At 43.9% G+C, this 18,201-nt stretch carries 20 protein-coding genes; 15 read left to right on the top strand and 5 right to left on the bottom strand.

What is annotated here, in order from left to right:
- The first annotated feature begins 163 nt into the window (after positions 1-163).
- The 7 genes from J2X05_RS08940 (at position 164) to J2X05_RS08970 (ending at position 6,371) form a co-directional block, all read left to right on the top strand.
- Positions 164-742, top strand: a complete 579-nt coding sequence (locus J2X05_RS08940) for a toll/interleukin-1 receptor domain-containing protein (protein WP_310071518.1) — start codon at positions 164-166, stop codon at positions 740-742.
- A 74-nt stretch (positions 743-816) separates the two neighbouring features.
- The gene (locus J2X05_RS08945; protein WP_310071521.1) at positions 817-1,305 is read left to right on the top strand and encodes a TIR domain-containing protein; all 489 of its coding nucleotides are present in this window, start codon (positions 817-819) and stop codon (positions 1,303-1,305) included.
- Positions 1,299-1,964, top strand: coding sequence for an Nmad2 family putative nucleotide modification protein (locus J2X05_RS08950; RefSeq protein WP_310071525.1), 666 nt, complete (start codon positions 1,299-1,301; stop codon positions 1,962-1,964). The genes J2X05_RS08945 and J2X05_RS08950 overlap by 7 nt, the downstream gene beginning before the upstream one ends.
- 10 nt (positions 1,965-1,974) lie before the next feature.
- On the top strand, positions 1,975-2,520 hold the full coding sequence (locus J2X05_RS08955) for a TIR domain-containing protein (protein WP_310071529.1): 546 nt from the start codon (positions 1,975-1,977) through the stop codon (positions 2,518-2,520).
- Positions 2,520-4,544 (top strand): TIR domain-containing protein, encoded by a 2,025-nt coding sequence (locus J2X05_RS08960; RefSeq protein ID WP_310071531.1) that lies wholly within the window; start codon positions 2,520-2,522, stop codon positions 4,542-4,544. The genes J2X05_RS08955 and J2X05_RS08960 overlap by 1 nt, the downstream gene beginning before the upstream one ends.
- A complete protein-coding gene (locus J2X05_RS08965; RefSeq protein ID WP_310071533.1) occupies positions 4,490-5,728 on the top strand; it encodes a nucleoside triphosphate pyrophosphohydrolase family protein in 1,239 nt (412 codons plus the stop codon). The genes J2X05_RS08960 and J2X05_RS08965 overlap by 55 nt, the downstream gene beginning before the upstream one ends.
- Positions 5,718-6,371, top strand: a complete 654-nt coding sequence (locus tag J2X05_RS08970) for a uracil-DNA glycosylase (protein ID WP_310071536.1) — start codon at positions 5,718-5,720, stop codon at positions 6,369-6,371. Before J2X05_RS08965 ends, J2X05_RS08970 begins: the two co-directional genes overlap by 11 nt.
- Before the next feature lie 62 nt (positions 6,372-6,433).
- Here the strand turns inward: J2X05_RS08970 and J2X05_RS08975 are convergent, their stop codons facing one another.
- Positions 6,434-6,562, bottom strand: a complete 129-nt coding sequence (locus J2X05_RS08975; RefSeq protein WP_310072542.1) for a hypothetical protein — start codon at positions 6,560-6,562, stop codon at positions 6,434-6,436.
- 41 nt (positions 6,563-6,603) lie between these two features.
- Between J2X05_RS08975 and J2X05_RS08980 the strand changes: the two genes are divergently transcribed.
- Positions 6,604-7,092: a hypothetical protein gene (locus tag J2X05_RS08980; RefSeq protein ID WP_310071539.1), complete on the top strand. Its 489-nt coding sequence runs from the start codon at positions 6,604-6,606 to the stop codon at positions 7,090-7,092.
- 495 nt (positions 7,093-7,587) lie between these two features.
- Here J2X05_RS08980 and J2X05_RS08985 read toward each other — a convergent pair whose 3' ends face one another.
- The gene (locus J2X05_RS08985) at positions 7,588-8,550 is read right to left on the bottom strand and encodes a GlxA family transcriptional regulator (RefSeq protein ID WP_310071541.1); all 963 of its coding nucleotides are present in this window, start codon (positions 8,548-8,550) and stop codon (positions 7,588-7,590) included.
- A gap of 130 nt (positions 8,551-8,680) precedes the next feature.
- Here J2X05_RS08985 and J2X05_RS08990 point away from each other — a divergent pair, with 130 nt between their 5' ends.
- The 4 genes from J2X05_RS08990 (at position 8,681) to J2X05_RS21165 (ending at position 10,803) form a co-directional block, all read left to right on the top strand.
- A complete protein-coding gene (locus J2X05_RS08990; protein ID WP_310071542.1) occupies positions 8,681-8,986 on the top strand; it encodes a putative quinol monooxygenase in 306 nt (101 codons plus the stop codon).
- A gap of 184 nt (positions 8,987-9,170) precedes the next feature.
- Positions 9,171-9,695, top strand: coding sequence for a nucleotidyltransferase family protein (locus J2X05_RS08995; protein ID WP_310071543.1), 525 nt, complete (start codon positions 9,171-9,173; stop codon positions 9,693-9,695).
- A gap of 23 nt (positions 9,696-9,718) precedes the next feature.
- Positions 9,719-10,336, top strand: coding sequence for a class I SAM-dependent methyltransferase (locus J2X05_RS09000; protein WP_310071545.1), 618 nt, complete (start codon positions 9,719-9,721; stop codon positions 10,334-10,336).
- A 278-nt stretch (positions 10,337-10,614) separates the two neighbouring features.
- The gene (locus J2X05_RS21165; RefSeq protein WP_374725265.1) at positions 10,615-10,803 is read left to right on the top strand and encodes an AbrB/MazE/SpoVT family DNA-binding domain-containing protein; all 189 of its coding nucleotides are present in this window, start codon (positions 10,615-10,617) and stop codon (positions 10,801-10,803) included.
- 232 nt (positions 10,804-11,035) lie between these two features.
- On the opposite strand, the gene J2X05_RS09005 is transcribed toward J2X05_RS21165, so the two are convergent.
- Positions 11,036-11,227 (bottom strand): hypothetical protein, encoded by a 192-nt coding sequence (locus J2X05_RS09005; protein WP_310071548.1) that lies wholly within the window; start codon positions 11,225-11,227, stop codon positions 11,036-11,038.
- A gap of 256 nt (positions 11,228-11,483) precedes the next feature.
- Positions 11,484-11,672 (bottom strand): carbon storage regulator, encoded by a 189-nt coding sequence (locus J2X05_RS21170; RefSeq protein WP_374725266.1) that lies wholly within the window; start codon positions 11,670-11,672, stop codon positions 11,484-11,486.
- Between the two features lie 917 nt (positions 11,673-12,589).
- Between J2X05_RS21170 and J2X05_RS09010 the strand changes: the two genes are divergently transcribed.
- The 3 genes from J2X05_RS09010 to radA all read left to right on the top strand — a co-directional run bounded on the left by J2X05_RS09010 (position 12,590) and on the right by radA (position 17,408).
- The gene (locus tag J2X05_RS09010) at positions 12,590-14,941 is read left to right on the top strand and encodes a hypothetical protein (RefSeq protein WP_310071549.1); all 2,352 of its coding nucleotides are present in this window, start codon (positions 12,590-12,592) and stop codon (positions 14,939-14,941) included.
- Between the two features lie 156 nt (positions 14,942-15,097).
- The gene (locus J2X05_RS09015) at positions 15,098-16,018 is read left to right on the top strand and encodes a PDC sensor domain-containing protein (RefSeq protein WP_310071550.1); all 921 of its coding nucleotides are present in this window, start codon (positions 15,098-15,100) and stop codon (positions 16,016-16,018) included.
- A 19-nt stretch (positions 16,019-16,037) separates the two neighbouring features.
- Entirely contained in the window at positions 16,038-17,408 is a 1,371-nt protein-coding gene (gene radA, locus J2X05_RS09020; protein ID WP_310071552.1) for a DNA repair protein RadA, read from the top strand.
- Positions 17,409-17,415: 7 nt separating this feature from the next.
- Here radA and J2X05_RS09025 read toward each other — a convergent pair whose 3' ends face one another.
- Entirely contained in the window at positions 17,416-18,180 is a 765-nt protein-coding gene (locus J2X05_RS09025) for a substrate-binding periplasmic protein (protein WP_310071555.1), read from the bottom strand.
- Positions 18,181-18,201: the final 21 nt, after the last annotated feature.

Here is an 18,201-nt window from a genome sequence, read left to right on the forward strand (position 1 = left end):
TTGACTAGATTCAAAATTCAATGTATCCAGACTGACTCAGTTGTGCCCAAAGCGGACCTTGGGCACATGGTCGTCGTGTCCCTAGAGAGGACGCTTAACAAATATCTAATGTTATCGAAAATGCAACGTACCTAATTCTAACGTAACTTAAACGGAAACATATATGTCAGGAGTTAACAGAGCCAAGCCAACCCTACAACTGGAATCGGCTAATTATAATTTGAACAAAAGTCTTTCGAGTGGATACGAGAAACCATGTATTTTTCTATCTCATATATACGTAGATAAAAAAGATGCCGAGCAGTTAGCTGATTATATTATGGAGAAAGCTGATATCGATGTTTATTTAGATATCTATGATCAAGACCTCCAAAATGCAGTTACTTTAAAAGATCCATCAAAAATTACAGCTTTAATTGAGCGTGGAATAACAAATAGCACACACGCAATGTGTTTGATTAGTGAAAAAACTATTAATTCTTGGTGGGTACCCTACGAATTAGGATACGCAAAAAAGGCTGGGAAAAAAATTTGTAGCTTGAAACTCAAAGGTAATGTAGAGCTTCCCGATTTTTTGAAAATTGGTGATTTGATATATGGAACAAAATCCTTAAATGAATATATTCAAAAAATTATAACTGAAGCAAGGCTCGTTAAAGGTGTACCTAATATCAATGTTTCTCTAGAAAGCCATTCGAGTGCGAATCATTCACTTGATTCAGTGCTTGACTGGAATAATTAGGATACAAATATTTATAGAAAATTACGACTATTGATTTATTAAGTGCATCATGGATGCAAGCGAAGGAGGAAAAAGTGTCTGAGATCATAAAAAATGTATTCGTAAGTCACCACCACAAAGATGATGCTAGTGTGGATGGGCTGGCGAATATCCTCTCAGGAAAAAACTATCAGATAAGAAATAGTTCAATCAGAGCCAAGCCAGAAAATCAGAATCGACTAGATCAAAAAAAGGTCAGCGATAGGACTATTGAACGTTTGTTGCGGATGAAAATGCGATGGGCAAGTCAGGTTGTCGTTATAATTGGCAGCCAAACCCATACAAGGCCTTGGGTTGAGTGGGAGATCAAGGTTGCCCATCAGCTTGGAAAGCCAATAATTGGCGTATTTGAAAATGGATTAAAAGAAAAGGTTCCGTTGCCAGAAAATTTGGAGAAATATGCTACATCGATAGTTGGTTGGAGGGCTGACTCGGTAATTGACGCTCTTGAAGGCAAAAGCCAATTTCAAAATCCAGATGGTAGTTCACGAGCCAAAACGACGGGACGCAACATTGTATGCTGATTGAACCAAATTCTCATTTGTATACATATGTAATTGCTCGTGATTTTGGGTTTGCCCCAAATCCTTTTCATGGCGTGTGCACTCTTGCAACGTGTAAACCAGGAATACGGAAATCTGCCCAAATAGGTGATTGGATTCTTGGAGTTGGCGGGAGCAAATTGGGCTCCGCATATAGAAAGTGCATTTTATTGATGAAAGTATCAGAAAAAATGAGCTTTCAGAATTATTGGGATGATTTTCGCTTTGAAATAAAAAAACCATGTAGAAATGGCAGTCAGGTAAAAATGCTGGGAGACAACATATATCACCGAAATGCACACGATGAATGGGTGCAAGAAGATTCCCATCATAGCAATGCTGACGGAACTATAAATCGAGTGAACCTGGATCGAGATGTGGGTACAAGTGATCAGGTTTTGATATCAAATTTTTTCTTTTATTTTGGACAGAAAGCTGTGTTAGTAGATTTGGAATCAATCAGCTATGTCTCTGGTCTTGGGTTTAAAAAAATCAATCTTTCTCAATCTTTAGGGGGAAGAGAATTAATTAATTCAATCTATAAAAATAATAGAAAAAGTATTAACTTATTGATCGCCGATCCCTACCAGTTTATGAATTCGCATCAGCGAGTTGATCAAGGTACAGGAAAAATCACGTAAAGGAGATATTATGAATTTTGTAAGACGAAAGGTTTTCATCTCTCATTTTAGAGAAGATAGAAAGGAGGTCGATGCTTTCATTCAGGGGTTCGAGAGCGTGTTTATTCCTAGAGTACTTGGCGCAAACGACAATGATGAATTCATTAAAAGCACAAATCCAGAGTACGTAATGCAACGCATTCGTGAAAAATATCTGGAAGATAGCAGCGTAACAATCGTACTTCTCGGCTCATGCACTCATAGCAGGCGATATGTGGATTGGGAGATAAAAAGCTCTTTACAACAAGGGCAATATTCACCCAATGGTTTAATGGGTATCGTTCTTCCAAGCCAGAACAACATTGCACACCTACCAGATAGACTGAAAGCTAACTGGAGTAAGGATCATAAAGGTTGTTATGCTCGATATTGGTCGTATCCTTCGTCCCAGCAACAATTATGGGAGTGGATTGAAGATGCAAACCAGGCACGTAAAACGCGAGCTCATTTGATCGACAATTCATTAGCCATGATGGGCTACAACTCAAAATGTTCCATTTGCAGCGTGACCCACTGATGAGCAACCAATACGTACCTCCGCTTGCTATAAATTTTGTTTGGAATATTGCAGATATTGATGTGGTTAATCCAATTATCAATGCTGTGAAAAATAATTTTGCACGAGATAAGGATAAGCCTTTTTCAAGAGGATTAAATATCCCAATTTTTTATTTCAGCTCTCAAAACCCCAATGAAATTCCCCAAACCGGTCCTGCTTCTATTGCAAAAAAAAATATTATTTTTATTTTTACGAGTATCAACACAACAGGCAGAGAAATCTGGAAAAAATATATTGAAGCGTTTTCAAAATCGCAAAACATCCACATTGTTCCTATCGCTGTTGATAGGAATGGTTTGGTGCATGCAGGAGCTTTGACTGGCTTAAATTGCATCCGCGTGTACGACTGGCCAACAGAAAATAAAGATTTGTACGCGATAGTCTCACTGGCACATGAGATATATCGTTATGGCTGTATTTCTATTGATCCTGCCGACACAGGAAAAAGCTCATCTATAACGATTTTTCTAAGTCATGCAAAGGCGGGTGATACCGGCAAGCTACATGCCGAAGAAATCAAAAGGTTCATAGACGATACGAACATGAACCGTTTTTTTGATTCAACTGAAATTTCTCCGGGCTCTCAGTTCAATCAGGAAATTGAAAAAAGTGTTCAGGTTTCAACACTTGTTGCGATTGAAAGCGACGCATATTCGTCTCGCTACTGGTGCCAGCGAGAAATCTTGTGCGCCAAACAACACAATCGACCGATCATAGTTGTTAACAGTCTTAATGACTACGAGGATCGAATTTTCCCCGCCGCATCCAATGTTCCATGTATTCATGTTTTATCGGATTCCCCCATTAGTAAGCGAGATATCTTGCGCATTCTCGCTGCGGCAATTCTCGAAACCGTCCGCCACTTTCATTCAATGCAGTGTCTTGAGCTATACAGGGAGATTGGCTGGATAGGGAGTGATTGTGATTTATCTGCTCGCCCCCCAGAAATCCGGCAGGCGCTGAAAGTAATAAAAAGCGATAACCTGAAAAAAATATGTTATCCAGAGCCGCCAATATATTCTGACGAGGCTGATTGGCATGGGCATGTAGGTATTGAAGCCTATACTCCGCTCTGGAATGCCTCGGAGAAGGATTGCTTCGCCCGGCAACGAATAGGCATTTCGATTTCGGATGTACAGGGAGATGGATTTGCAAGCAATCATCTACATCCAGACCTTCTTATACGATTGGCGCAAGACCTCGCCAGACATTTACTAGCGCGTTCAGCGACGTTGGTATATGGCGGTGATTTGCGTCCCGATGGTTTTACTGAGTTCATTCTTGATGAGGCAGCAATCTTGAAAGAGCGAATCCGCGGAGAGCTGCAAATAATAGAAAATCATTTGGCTTGGCCGCTATACGTTTCAGAGCCTGAAATTGTTTCTTGGAGAGCAAGATACAGCCAAGTCATGAAAACAAAAGAGCACGAAATACCAGCTGACGTGGCAGCAGGCATTCCAGAAAGATTATTTTTACTTCCTAATTCGCCAGAAAATTCCTATGTTTGGTCTAGGTGTTTGACCGAAATGAGGGAAAAATCTATTGCCTCCTCAACTATCAGAATTTGTGCTGGTGGAAAACTGTCTGGCTACAAAGGAAAAATGCCTGGAGTACTTGAAGAAATAGTTTTATCGCTCAATTCTCAGAAGCCGATATTCCTAATGGGAGCGTTTGGTGGTGTGGTTGAAAATGTTTGTAGAGTCATACTAGGAAAAGATGTGCCAGAAGCGCTAACTGAAGAATGGCAAGTTTCTCATAATGCAAGCTACTCTGACATTCAGGCTATTGCCAAAAACCATGGGCATGGATGTGAATACACCGAAATAATAGAGTTATTGCAACAGCAAAACATATCAGACTTGGCGGCGCGTTGTGGACTGTCTGAACAAGAATACATACAAATTATGGACTCCCAGTTTATTGATGAATGTCTTCATTTGATGCTGAAAGGATTGAAAATATTGAGTTTAGGAAAACCTTAAATTGTGCCATTAAAGCGGCCTTTTTAAGGATTTATAAATGTTTGATTGACTTGAAAGGCATGAAAATGGATAACACTGCTGATGTGACTTTTCTTCGACAATACGAGCTTTCCATAGAGAAAACAGACAGATTTTCAAAAGATGAGTTTACTCCAATTCTCATGGGGCTTTATGGAGAAGTGGGTAGTATCATGGCCACTTCAAAAAAGTATTATCGTGAAAAAAAGGCATATGTAGGACACCAAGCTGCTGTTGAAGAAGAGTTCGGTGATGCATTTTGGTATTTTTCTGCCTTGTGTCGTCGTTTAGGTTTGAAAATTGAAACTGTGTTTGAGATACAATGTAATACCACGAACCGCTCTAATGGCATTCCAGAAAAAATAAATTCGCCTGCATCAAAAGAATTAGATATAGCTTTAATTGCTTTGGGGGTTTCAGCTTCGCAGCTGCTTGGGGGGAGAGGTGGTATCGAGTTCTTGCGAAAGGAAGCTCCAAACTTTGCTCAGCTTTACTTGGCTGCTCTTAAACTAACGGGGCTAGATTTATTCAGGATCATCGAGGGGAATTTATCCAAAGCTATAGGAAGATTTGCTACCCCACAACTTGGTGATCTCGAAGATTTTGATGGTTTATACCCAGAAGATGAACAGCTTCCTCGGTACTTTGAAATTCAAATTTTTCAAAAAAAGAGCGGCTTAAGTTATCTTAGATGGAATAATGTTTTTATTGGCGATCCTCTCAGTGATAATATAAATAAGCCGGATGGATATCGCTTTCATGATGTATTCCATATGGCTAATGCTGCCGTACTACATTGGTCACCCACTTTTAGAGCGCTGATTAAACACAAAAGGAAGAGCAATCCTGCAACTGATAGGGAGCAAGATGGAGGTCGCGCGATAGTAGTTGAAGAAGGTTTAACAGCTTGGCTTTTTTCATACGCACAAGAGCTTGATAATTTTGATGGTCATGGCGGTGTGTCCTTCGATGTTTTAAAAACTATTCAAAAATTTGTCCAAGGTTATGAGGTCGAAAGATGCCCGCTTAAACTCTGGGAGGATGCCATACTCCAAGGTTATGAAGTTTTTAGAAAATTAAAAGAAAATAATGGTGGAATAGTTGTCGGAGATAGAACAAAGAGAAAAATCGGTTATCGACCAATAGGAAGAGAAAATGAACGCTGAAAGTTTCGTCAGAGATATATGTAGCTTATCTTTCGAGCATACCTTTAATCCTTATTCAGATCGATGTGAGATATATGATTACTTTGATGCGCCTCAAAGACGAAAAAAGGTATTGATTAAAATTTTAAAGGCAGCCAGCAAGATAGAAATTGATGCCATCTGGATAGGTAGAGATTTAGGGTACAGAGGTGGCAGAAGAACTGGTCTGGCACTTACAGACGATGTGCACCTTTCTAATCATACTCAGAGATGGGGAGTTGAAATAGATAAGTTAACAAAAGGAGTCGCCATACCTGAAAGAACCGCTGCTGTGATTTGGAATATGCTTTCACAAATATCGAACCCCATATTTTTATGGAACGTATTTCCTTTGCACCCGTTCGAGGCTGGAGTTCCTTTTAGCAATCGAGCACATAATGCGAGAGAACGAGATGCGGGAGAGGAACTATTGGCTTCTCTCATTCAATTACTAAAACCTAAAAAAATTATCGCAATTGGCAATGATGCGGAAATTTGCGCTAATCGAATTGCCACCGCTAGCACAAGCGTAATTAAAGTTCGACACCCTAGTTATGGTGGTCAAACAGATTTTATTAGACAGATAACAGGACTATACGAATTTCAAAAAAAATCTCTTATATAAACTGAAAATCACCCTTGAAAAATCAATAAATAAGAATGACCCCTACCGCTAATTTCGGACAGTTAATTAACATACATTTCTGCTTCAAAACGCTCCGGGCCAATAAAGCCAATGGTGCTGTGGCGGCGATAGCGATCGTAATCCACTTCGATGTATTCAAAATTTCGTTCTGTAATGGCTCCGCGCCTCACGCCCCGGACGCCAGTTACCCTAAATCCATAATGGAAAGCAAGTGATGACAATAAAGCCCTACGTCAAAACCTTACAAGATGAACTAGATTGGAAGCTTCTTGATCAGTTACATGGCGCTGTAGCGCAAATCAGTAACTTCTGTTTTGAAATCAAGAAATTCTGTGTGACAACGCTATTTGTTGCTATGACGCTCATAATAAAATTCACATCAGATAAGCTTGACCTATCAATATTCGTTACTGGATTAGTGATTCCATTATGCTTTTGGTTTCTAGATGCGACGGGCTACTTTTATCAGGTGAAAATAAGAGGTGCAATGGAGGCTATACGCATTAGACTTTCTTCACGTGGCGAGGAAAAAATAGTTGTGGCTCTCAGTGGGCATGTTATCGAGTTATCACGTATATCAGCACCACGCCATAAGCGTATTTTAAGTGCCGCATTCAACCATTCCATGTGGCTTTACTTGCTGCTAGTTGCTATTGATCTGTTGCTTTTAGCTTTATATCTCAGTGGAGCTTTTAAGTGAGAATTTTTGTAAGTTACTCTCGCAGAGATGGGGCGGTTACTTCAGAAACCCTACGAGTCTTAAATACTCATTTACAGGGTGTGTCCAAAACATTTATTCACTGTCTATGTGAATCAGAATCTAAATGGGAGCAGGTTCGTGTACTGTGGGCACTTGTAACTTCGCACGCCGTTCTTTTAGTGGAATCACCAGCTACCGTTTCATCGAGATGGGTTCGCCTAGAGTTACGTATAGCACGATTTATTGGCTTGCCATTAATGCGAATTAAAGCTAGTGATCTCGTACGAGCTCATGATGCGTAAAAGCAACCTTGATAAATTTCAGGTGATATTGGCTGTTTGAATGTCCGCAATTGGCCGAACACTGAAGTAAATTTTTTAACCAAAATTTCTATAGTAAATATTACTTGAGCAATCACTCCGTTCCGCGCAAGTAAAAATGATTCAACCGAAGCGGTTATCCCTCAAGATAATTGGTGTGCTCAATCTCGTTGCATCAACGTTTTCTTTCACGCAATTCACGTACTCCTTTCCCCAATTTTCGACGCAACAAACTTCGTAATGTTGTTCCGTCGGTATACCCGACCAACGAGGCAATTTGATCAACACTCTCCGTGCTCGTTTGTAGCAAATGCACTGCGCGCTCAACGCGTAAATCTTGAAAATATTCCAGGGGCGATTTACCGAGAACTGCCTGGATACGTCGGCCTAAAGTGCGTTCTGCAACGCCTATAGATTTTGTAGCGTTACTCATTGAAAAGCCTTCGGCCATATGCTCGCGTGCCCAACGCTCAAAGCGCTCTACCACGACATCCGTGTGTGCTACGTGATCAGGTATAACAAATCCCGCTTGTGACGCTCGTGACTCAATCAGTAGGTAGCGTCCACACAGAGCAGCCAATGAGGGACTGCAACTTCGCACTACACTCAACGCTAAATCTAAATGTGCAAGAGCAGCACCAGCGGTTATGAAGCAAGCGGAGTTCACCAACATTTTGGATTCATCGAGAACAACTGCAGGATAGCGTTGCCGAAATAATGCAGATAACCACCATGAAGTTGTTGCATGTTCTCCATCTAACAGCCCTATTTCCGCTAACACAAATGTGCCCGTGCAAGCAGTACCAATGAGCGCACCTGACGCCGCCCATTTTTGTAGCAGATCCCCACCTTCTTTTATTTCCTTGGACTCGAGTGCTGCCACTAGCGGACCAGGCATCTTTGCACCTAGCGCAGGAATCAAAACTACATCAGGAGCCGGCAGTTGGGCAGCCAAAACACTGGGTATTGCCAGCCCATGCGATGTGCGCACTTTTTTACGCACACTCACGACACGCATATCCAAATGGATATTGATGCCATTAATTAAGGCTAATTCGTTGGCAGTTGAGATCACATCAATAAGTGACGACAGGCCGGTATCAAAAACGCCATCGAGGGCAAGAATATAAATGAGCATGGCGGGAATGATACCATAACAGACGTTTCTGCCACTGCAGCGATTGCAGCCGCATCAGTACAATGGCTGCCGTAACAACGCAACATTAAATCAGGTTTTAAAACCATTCACCGCTACAGGAGAAACTATCATGGTCAAATTTGCAATTCTCGCCCAAGTAACAGCCAAAGCCGGTAAAGAAAGCGCGGTAGAGGAATTTTTAAAAAGTGCTTTGGAACTTGCCAATCAGGAAGCAGGTACCACTGTTTGGTTTGCGATAAAACTCAGCTCATCCAGATTTGGAATATTTGATGCTTTTCCTGATGAGGCAAGTCGCGAGGCTCACCTTGCTGGCCCCATAGCGGCCGCACTCATGGCGAATGCGACAGAACTCTTAGCGGAGCCTCCAATTATTGAGAAGGCAGACGTACTGGCTGCAAAGCTGACTAAACAGTAAAAGGGCTTGATCTCAATATCCAAGAGAAGTATCAGGCTCAGCAAATTGTCATGGTCTGAATTCGAATATATTGAGGTCCGCTTTTGGCCGAAAGTGAAGATAAGCGAATTCTCACCTTTGTTTTGGTATGGATCTTCTCGCATGACCAATATGACTTATCACGAGTATTATTTTTTTATATTTTATGAAAAAATTAATTGATTTGATTCAGAAAGATAATCTGAGAATGGACTTGCTATCTGCCGTCCACGCCATTGGCCTTCCTGATTGGTTTATCGCTGCCGGTTTTGTAAGAAACCTAGTCTGGGATCATCTGCACGGATTTTCTTATACCCAATTGAATGATGTTGACGTAATTTATTTTTCAGAAACGACGATAGACGAACAACCTATCATTGATCGATTATTAGTCTCCCATCCTGAAATAAATTGGCAGTTAAAGAATCAGGCATCTATGCATATCAAGAATGGCGATCAACCCTACCGAAATAGTATTCATGCTATGGGATATTGGCCGGAAATTGAAACTGCAATTGGAGCGAGATTATGTTCGGATTCCAAGCTGGTGCTTGCATCCCCGTTTAATATTTCAGCTATATTTGATGGTTATATAACTCATAATAAAAATCGCGAGAAAGGAATTTTCCTGTCACGTGTTAAAGATAAAAATTGGCTTGAGCTTTGGCCCAAGTTACAGTTAAAAATATAAACGTTATATAAGGCCTTACTTTGATGACAGCTGGAACAGAGGGTTATGAAAGATTTATTCCTCTTTTTATCGAGAGTGCCCAGAGTCTTGATTTCCATCAATCATGTAAGGATTATAAAAAGTTCTTGCCCTCTGCTCCTGCCTCACTGCTTGATATCGGGTCTGGCGCAGGACAAAACGCTGCTGCCCTTGCTTCACTTGGTTATCATGTCACCGCGGTGGAGCCGATGTATGAGTTTTTGAATGCGGCTTTGAATAAGTATGGAACACTTTCTGTGCGGTGGATGCAAGGTGGCCTTCCCGAATTGGCCTGCTTAAATCCACATGATGAAATGTTTGATTTTGTTTTAATTGAAGGGGTTTGGCATCATCTCAATGAGGAAGAACGAGCAGTTTCAATAGCGTGCCTTTCGTCAATTATTAAACCGGGAGGTCGATGCGCAATTTCATTAAGAAATGGTCCACCAGGAATGGGTACAAGAGTTTATCCTACCGACGTATCTTCTACCATTAACGCATTTGCAAGTTTTGGGTTTGAAGCTGCCTTTTATGTTGAAAACCAGCCAAGTATTTTTGATTTCAAAGAAAATGTAAAATGGGCACGCATTGTATTACAAAAACGTTTTGGAAAGCCGTCATAACAACATAATTTCTAACGTTAGTTGGCCTGACGATGAATCCAATGGCTATAACAGAGGCAAATTACGAAAGCGGAATTTCAGGCTGGGTTTTAAGAATGATTTGAAGGTTGACCGCTGGAGATATCAATGTCCGAAATTGGCCGAACTGCGATAAGAGGAGCGGATTCAGTTATCTGTTTTTTCCGTAAATAAAGTGTTACATATGTTTTACCTTATATCAAAAATCTTGCTCTTTAATTTCGGATTCGATGAGTGAGCCAGTATTTAAAGAGGTGCTTATGTCAAAAGTAAGTTCCAAAAGACAAGTCACATTGCCTATCGATTTGTGTCTCTTAGCTGGCATTGAGCCGGGGGATGAGGTATCAGTCTTCGTAGATCGGCCAGGAATTATTTCTGTTGTTAAAAAAACCGTTGGTTCCTCCAAAGGTTTTTTTAAGAGACGTACGGGCGACGAAGAACATGAGTGATGAAAATTCACTTGAGAGTGTTATAAATTCATCGCGCTAGCTACTGACACATCTCCTGGTTTAAGATGATTTTGTAGTTGAAATCTGTATGTCTATTCTTGGCCGACATGGGGCTTTGAATGTTTCTTAATGCTCACTGAAAAGGGTGGCAGTTTTTTATTGTCCGCCTTTTTTGCAGGGCTAGGGGAAAAATTACGTCAGTGACCTGCTCAAGAGGATACTCTGCTAAAGGTTACGATTTCTTACTGGGAGGGTTAGTCGGCTTGGGGTCGGGCTGAGCATCAAGCCTAACGAAATTGTCTGGTGAGTATGTAACAGATAAATCCAATGGATCGGCAGAGAAAAAAGCCTCGCCTGCTTTGCGGGTATTTGGAGAACGAATACGTGCTAGCAGAGCATCAAGTTGGTCTTTCATATCGGACACAGGTTTCACCTTAAGGATAGGGATATCAGAATGAACCGCATTCCAGACTTCAATAGCTGATTATCTCAACACTGACACGTTGAATAACAAATCCCTTTTTCCATGAAATGTAAACGCTCCATTCCTGAGAGAGCACCCAAGCATGGGCGGCTCTACAGATATGGATCATCCTCCCGAGCAACAGCCAAAGTCAAAGATCGAAATGTTGATTTCGATATCAACCAGCGAGAGCGCGATACGCGAGATCGAGCGTCCATTATAGCTTAATCTGAGACGGATCCAGAATGTCAATCTCGGCTCGAACAATATCAATAGAATCTGGGGCATTTATGCCCAAACGAACCAATCGCGATTGGGGGCTGACGCTGGTCACCTTAATTCTTACCAACCCCTCATTTGTGTGCAAATGAATCTCCTCCGCTTCGTATCGAGCCAAAATCAGCACAGTTTGAATCTCCTTTTCATTTGTTTAAAAACGTGACGTTAACACATTGAATTCAATCAACAAAGTCGACGGTTTCTTATCACCCTGTAGCAAAATGCTGATAATCGACTGCCGGCAATGTCCAATCAATTCAGGTTGTTTGAAAACTCTTTTGGATTACCCATAAGTCAACTAGCGTTTTAACACGAGTTAAATTTCACAATATTTGCACTGTACAATCAGATTGCATTTTCCTACATAGGATTATAGGGAATAAAGACCTGGTTATTCGGAAGGGACTTGATGGTAAATTTAGGAGCTCAGATATGCCTCATATCGTTTAATGAGTTGCCGGATTTAATTGATCAATTATGATCAATATAAATTGGCAATTAGTATTAAAACCACAAATCCATATGATGAACCTACAACTCATCCCTAGCAGGCGTCATTAAGTTGGCTCTTGTCTGGGACGTAAAAACCGCCTTCGGGCGGTTTTTTCATTTGTAGTCCACGGAAAAGATTATGAAAACAATATGTTACGTTGATGGATATAACTTGTACTTCGGGTGCTTAAAGCATAGCAGTGCCTATTTTCTCTTTTTTGCTGCGGCAGTTGAGATTTGGTGATTTAGAATCGCGGCATGGAATTTTTTATAAACTATTCCTATAAATTTGTAGCGAAGCAATTCCTATAAATCGTCCATAACCTAGATAGTTCCGCGCCGGGTTTATAAACTTATCCCATAATCCGCATCTAAAAGGCACTGTCTTTACTGTTCTGAAAAGGCAAACCAGAAGTGGTTTGCTTTTTTTGTTTGTGGGTTTGGATAAGATCCCGCCTGCAAGGATAATTCTGTACATTACAAACTCGCGCCTTGTAAAAATCTGGCTACACTTTCTACATAATTCCCATAACGTCTGCCCAGGAAGTCACCATGAAAAATAAGTCGAACCAGCTCCTATTATCGTCCCTCACGGTTTCATTATTGGCCTTGCACGGTTGTGGCGGCGGCAGCGATACCGAGAAAGCGCCGGTACCTTCCGGCCCTGATGCTTATGTAGCGGGGACTCATCCGCGTTTTGATCCGGTCATTTCCGATGTTCCGTTTAATACCGATTTGGTCTTTGCGGCGGCAGCGACTTCGGATGGCACTGCCAGTGTGGGTGCGGCGACCGACCCGGTACGGACAACTATCAATCAGCTCGATGGATTTTCTACCTCGGCTTTCTTCGATATTTTAATCAGTGGCAGCGTCAATCCAGCGACTGTCCTGGCATCCAAAAGTGTGTTTTTGATTGAATTGAATACCGGTGGTAAAGATGCGTTGAACCCCGCCAATATCGTCGGTGTGGTTGGCCCTGCTAATTATGATGCGGTGGTGGTGTCGCAGGATGGCGGTACCAATAATGTGATCCGCATTCGCCCGACCAAGCCGCTGAAATCCAAAAGCAAATATCTGGTGTTCATCACCGATGATGTGAAGAATGCCAGCGGCGCCAGTCTGACCCGCTCCTGGACCTACAACGCCCTGCGCGATACAAGTTATGAAACCCTGGGTGGTCTAGTGCCAGTGCGCAATGCGATTGTCGGTTGGGAAACCCTCGCCAGTGGATTTTTGGCCGCAGTGAGCGGAGGTCAGCTGACGGTGGCGGCTGCAAAAGAAAAATTGGTGCTGACCTATACCTTCACCACTACTGACCCAATAACGGGTTTGGTGGCCATGGCATCGCCGCGCGCAGCAGTTGCCAGCACCCAGATAACCGCGGGCGTTGCGCCATCAGCGGCAGTTGCCAATGCGATGACGTTAGACTCCATCGGTTTATTGCCTACTCCGAAAAAGCGCGACCTTGGTGTCTCGGGGCTTACCGGTATCGATTTCAATAGCTTTAGTCCCGCGCTTGCGGCCAACGTGGGCAAGCTCTACACCGGCTATATCAAACTGCCTTATTACCAGACTTCAGCGACTGGATTGGCCTTTGGCGAATATTTAAAACGCAGTTGGAAGCCGGATCTAACCCTCGCCAGCGCCTTGGGGGTAACCGTACCTACCGATGTAGATGGCAGCTATAACGTCACCTATCGTTATCCATTTGCCGCGAAAACCGGCGATGAATCTGTGCCCCTGCAAGTCACACTGCCGCAAGATAACTGGGTGCCTGGTTACGCCGGCGCCGCGAATTGCGGCCAGATCTACGCTGCAACCGGTTATCCAACGGTGATCTATGTGCACGGTATTACCAGTGATCGTGCCTCTGTTCTGGCGCTTGGCCACACTCTGGCCAGTCGGTGTATTGCCACTGTCGCGATCGATTTGCCGGTTCATGGTGTTCCAGCCAACAGTGCACTAGTCAATGTATTGAATGTGGAAAAGAGTAAGTCGATTCCCTTTGCTGCACTCTATGGTGCTAATGCTCCGCACGAACGCCATTTCAACGTCGCTGGCTCCGGCGGTGCACCAGCCCCTATGAACTTTGATACTCCCGGTACGACGGATGGCTCAGGTGCGCAGTTTATTAACCTCGGCTACCTGACCAATACTCGCGACAACAACCGTCAGGCGGTGATGGATTTACTCAACCTCAATGCCAGCCTCAGCGGGGTTAATACGGAGATGTTGAAATCAGTCACTACCGGCCTGGATTTGAACCGTGTGTATGTGGTCGGTGTATCGCTGGGGGGTATTTTGGGTAGCGTGTTTACAACCGTGAACCAATTGGCTATCGCCAATGATGGCAAGGTAGGCTTGCCTTCAAACCTCAATCCCATCCGCGGGATCGTAACCAGTGCAGCAGGTACTCAAGTGGCTCAGGTTCTGGTGAATTCAGCCACCTTTACCCCGGTCATCAATGGCGGTTTGGCCGCTAGTGGCGTCAACGTGGGTACCAGCAACTACGAGCGTTTCCTCTACGCCGCGCAGAGTGCGATGGATGCGGGCGACCCAGTGAACTATATGCAAACCCTGGCTAGCTTAGGCGTGCCCGCGTTGGTGCAGCAAATTAACAATGATGCAGTGATACCCAATAGCGCTGCCAGCGCCCCTTTAACCGGTACCTCTGCGATGGCATCTCTTTTGAATGCGTCGCAATTAGGGTTGGGTAGCACCCAGTTGGGGCGCGGTTATGTGAAACACACGGCAGGCGGTCACTCTTCGCTGTTGCGCCCGGAGGGTGGTGCACCTCAGGTAACGGCGGAGTTGCAAACCCAGGTGGTCACATTTGTATTGAATAACGGTGGTGTTGCCGTGGGTGGCGGTGCGCCGGGCAATATTGAACTGCCTGCAAACTGATTAATTAGTTTCCTGTTGTTCTGTTTAAATAAACCCCGGCTTGCCGGGGTTTATTTTTTACACCAGAATTTACGCGGTGATGGCGCAATAACTGCTAATAGATTAGGGTAAACTGCTGCCCGTTTTGCAGCCCCGCTGTGTTGATGAGTGTGTAATATGACCCCACGCAATTATTTATACCTGCTTAAAAAATACGATGAGTACCAGGTCCAAATCGAACGTTTGCTGGAATCCATTGTGACTTCATTATCGCCCAATAAATTGGAAACCTCGCACGAGCAATTGAATGAAGTCGTTAAACGTTTGCATCTCTCTTATCCTTTTGTAGAGTTGCTCTATTGTCTCGACGAAAAAGGTATACAAACCACCGAGTCTGCCGCGTCGCCCACAGTACCCGACCCCAAACGCCGCGAGCCAGGTTTTGGCTCTGATCGCAGCAATCGTGTTTATTACACCCTCGCGCGCGATAACACTGCGACTGCAACCGTAACCCAGCCTTATCTCTCCAGCGCCACTCACCAGTTGGCGATTTCCGCAGTGCAACGTTTTGTGGATGCCGATAATGCAACGCGTTATTTGGTGATCAATTTTAATTTGGAAAAGCTGATCACCTTTTTGAATGGCGACAGTTTGCGCCGCGTGGTGCATCCATTGTTCCAGGTGATTTACGGTGTGATCGGTATCATGCTGGTGTTGGTATCGATGCTCTTGTTATTTTCGGCGGGGCAATCGCTTTATGAGATGATCCACGAACATACCAATACCGCTACCCAAGCGTTCCAATCGGTTATTTTAGTGACTTTGGGCTTGGCGATTTTTGATCTGGGTAAAACGATCCTCGAAGAAGAAGTGTTGCTGCACAAAGACATTCACCACACAGGTTCCACACGCCGCACCATTGCGCGGTTTATGTCGGCGATTGTAATTGCGGTATCGATTGAATCTTTGCTGCTGATGTTTAAATCCTTGCTCGGCGATGCCACCCATTTGAATTCTGCCGTATTTATGTTGTTTGCTGCAGTGGCACTGTTGGTAGGTTTGGGCGCGTATTTAAAATTAACCAGCGAAAAGAAATAATTCCACCTAGGGATAATTAATGAGTACAAAAACCAAAAGTGCATTTGTCTGTAACGACTGCGGAGCCGATTATAAAAAATGGCAAGGGCAGTGCACTGAATGTGGTGTGTGGAATAGTTTAAGCGAAGTGCGCTTGGGCCCAACGCCCGCTAACCGTTCAGCAAAGTTTGAAGGTTATGCCGGTGGTGCAGCAGGCAATAAAATCCAAACCCTCGCCGAAATTTCACTCAATGATGTACCGCGCTTTAGCAGCGGAGCAGGAGAGTTTGATCGTGTACTCGGCGGCGGTTTTGTGCCCGGCTCGGTGGTGTTGATTGGCGGAAATCCCGGCGCCGGAAAATCCACACTCTTATTGCAAACCCTGTGCAACCTTGCGCGCACTATGCCAGCGCTTTATATCACTGGTGAAGAGTCGCTCCAGCAGGTAGCGATGCGTGCGCAACGTTTGGGGTTACCCACGGATCAATTGCAAATGCTCAGTGAAACCAGTGTGGAAGGTATTTGCACGATTGCGCAACAGACTGCGCCCAAAGTTATGGTGATTGATTCCATCCAAGTCATGCACATGGAAGACATTTCTTCCGCTCCCGGTTCGGTATCACAAGTGCGCGAAAGTGCGGCGTATCTAACCCGGTTTGCAAAACAAACCGGCACCGTATTAATTCTGGTGGGGCATGTCACTAAAGACGGCTCGCTTGCTGGTCCTAAAGTACTGGAACATATGATCGACTGCTCCATTTTGTTAGAGGGAGATAACGATTCCCGCTTCCGCACCCTGCGCGGAAATAAAAATCGTTTTGGTGCGGTGAATGAATTGGGTGTATTTGCGATGACCGAGCAGGGCATGCGCGAGGTAAATAATCCCTCAGCGATTTTTTTGCAACGGGCGGAAGATGCATCATCTGGTTCAGTGGTGATGGTGATGTGGGAGGGCACACGTCCGCTGTTAATTGAAATACAAGCCTTGGTAGATGACAGCCACTTGGGCAATCCGCGGCGTGTGGCCGTAGGTATGGACCAAAATCGTCTCGCCATGTTGCTTGCCGTATTACATCGCCACGGCGGCATTATGGTGGGTGATCAGGATGTATTTGTGAATGTGGTTGGTGGTGTGAAGGTGATGGAAACCAGTGCGGACTTAGCCGTGTTGCTGGCAATTGTCTCCAGTTTTCGTGACCGCATTTTGCCGCAGGATTTAATTGTGTTTGGCGAGGTGGGTTTGTCGGGTGAAATCCGTCCGGTGCCCAGTGGCCATGAACGTTTGCGCGAAGCAGCCAAGCATGGATTTAAACGTGCGATAGTTCCTTTTGCCAATGCCCCGCGTGAAAAGAATCTGGGCATTGAAGTGGTTGCAGTAAAAAATTTGCAAGAAGCGCTGAACGCACTCTAGGTAAAAATCATTCAGGCGCTTTCAACTCAATCACTTTGCGATTGAGCTGCTGCAGCTGCTCCCAGGCCTGCTTGAAGTTGGGGATACTAAAAAATAGCGCATCGAGGCTGCCATCATCGCGGGCAATTTCCAATCCACGTTGAATGCGTTCTGCTAAATCGCGGTTGTCGTGATTCACAAAAAAGTAAATCGGTTGTGGGTAGTGAATTGCCAGGTTTTTTTCAATGGTCAGTCCCGATTTTCCGTAATGCTCCAATTCATAATTCACTTCCTGAATGCTGCGCGCCATGTAATCAAATCGTTTGACTTTTAACATACGAAACATAGGTTCGTAGGAGTAGGCGGTCACCAGAGGCAAACCATTAAAACGGTAAATGCCGGTATCGCTCCAGTGGGTTCCGCTGCCAATTTTAAATTTCTGTAGATCAGCTAAATTTTTCACTTGTTCAAAGCGCGGTTGATCATCTGCGCGAATTAGCAACAACCGATATTCATTGATGCCGCGGATTAAATTAAATTTAACGGGCATGAGTTCTGTCTCGCGCTTTTTATTGCTACTACTCCAGATAATATCCAGTGTGCCATTTTTCACTAACAGGCGTGCACGCTCGCGCCTTACGTCGTGCATGTGGTAATTAAATTGGATACGTTCAGACGCGTGGCGGGTTTTTTCCAGAGCCAAGCGCAATGCCTGTTCGTAAAAACGGCTGGTCGATTCTGGTTCAAGTGAGCCTGCTTTGGGCAGCGTGATCTGCAGCACGTCATTGGTCATGCCGCTCGCCGTGCTGTTATG

This window comes from Cellvibrio fibrivorans, from assembly GCF_031457055.1.
Taxonomy (GTDB): Bacteria; Pseudomonadota; Gammaproteobacteria; order Pseudomonadales; family Cellvibrionaceae; genus Cellvibrio; species Cellvibrio fibrivorans.

What these genes read in the sequence shown, in the direction of transcription:
- J2X05_RS08940 (WP_310071518.1), top strand. Translation starts at nt 164, where the DNA reads ATGTCAGGAGTTAACAGAGCCAAGCCAACCCTACAACTGGAATCGGCT.
- J2X05_RS08950 (WP_310071525.1), top strand. Translation starts at nt 1,299, where the DNA reads ATGCTGATTGAACCAAATTCTCATTTGTATACATATGTAATTGCTCGT.
- J2X05_RS08955 (WP_310071529.1), top strand. Translation starts at nt 1,975, where the DNA reads ATGAATTTTGTAAGACGAAAGGTTTTCATCTCTCATTTTAGAGAAGAT.
- J2X05_RS08960 (WP_310071531.1), top strand. Translation starts at nt 2,520, where the DNA reads ATGAGCAACCAATACGTACCTCCGCTTGCTATAAATTTTGTTTGGAAT.
- J2X05_RS08965 (WP_310071533.1), top strand. Translation starts at nt 4,490, where the DNA reads ATGTCTTCATTTGATGCTGAAAGGATTGAAAATATTGAGTTTAGGAAA.
- J2X05_RS08970 (WP_310071536.1), top strand. Translation starts at nt 5,718, where the DNA reads ATGAACGCTGAAAGTTTCGTCAGAGATATATGTAGCTTATCTTTCGAG.
- J2X05_RS08985 (WP_310071541.1), bottom strand. Translation starts at nt 8,550, where the DNA reads ATGCTCATTTATATTCTTGCCCTCGATGGCGTTTTTGATACCGGCCTG.
- J2X05_RS08990 (WP_310071542.1), top strand. Translation starts at nt 8,681, where the DNA reads ATGGTCAAATTTGCAATTCTCGCCCAAGTAACAGCCAAAGCCGGTAAA.
- J2X05_RS08995 (WP_310071543.1), top strand. Translation starts at nt 9,171, where the DNA reads ATGAAAAAATTAATTGATTTGATTCAGAAAGATAATCTGAGAATGGAC.
- J2X05_RS09000 (WP_310071545.1), top strand. Translation starts at nt 9,719, where the DNA reads ATGACAGCTGGAACAGAGGGTTATGAAAGATTTATTCCTCTTTTTATC.
- J2X05_RS21165 (WP_374725265.1), top strand. Translation starts at nt 10,615, where the DNA reads ATGTCAAAAGTAAGTTCCAAAAGACAAGTCACATTGCCTATCGATTTG.
- J2X05_RS09010 (WP_310071549.1), top strand. Translation starts at nt 12,590, where the DNA reads ATGAAAAATAAGTCGAACCAGCTCCTATTATCGTCCCTCACGGTTTCA.
- J2X05_RS09015 (WP_310071550.1), top strand. Translation starts at nt 15,098, where the DNA reads ATGACCCCACGCAATTATTTATACCTGCTTAAAAAATACGATGAGTAC.
- radA (WP_310071552.1), top strand. Translation starts at nt 16,038, where the DNA reads ATGAGTACAAAAACCAAAAGTGCATTTGTCTGTAACGACTGCGGAGCC.
- J2X05_RS09025 (WP_310071555.1), bottom strand. Translation starts at nt 18,180, where the DNA reads ATGACCAATGACGTGCTGCAGATCACGCTGCCCAAAGCAGGCTCACTT.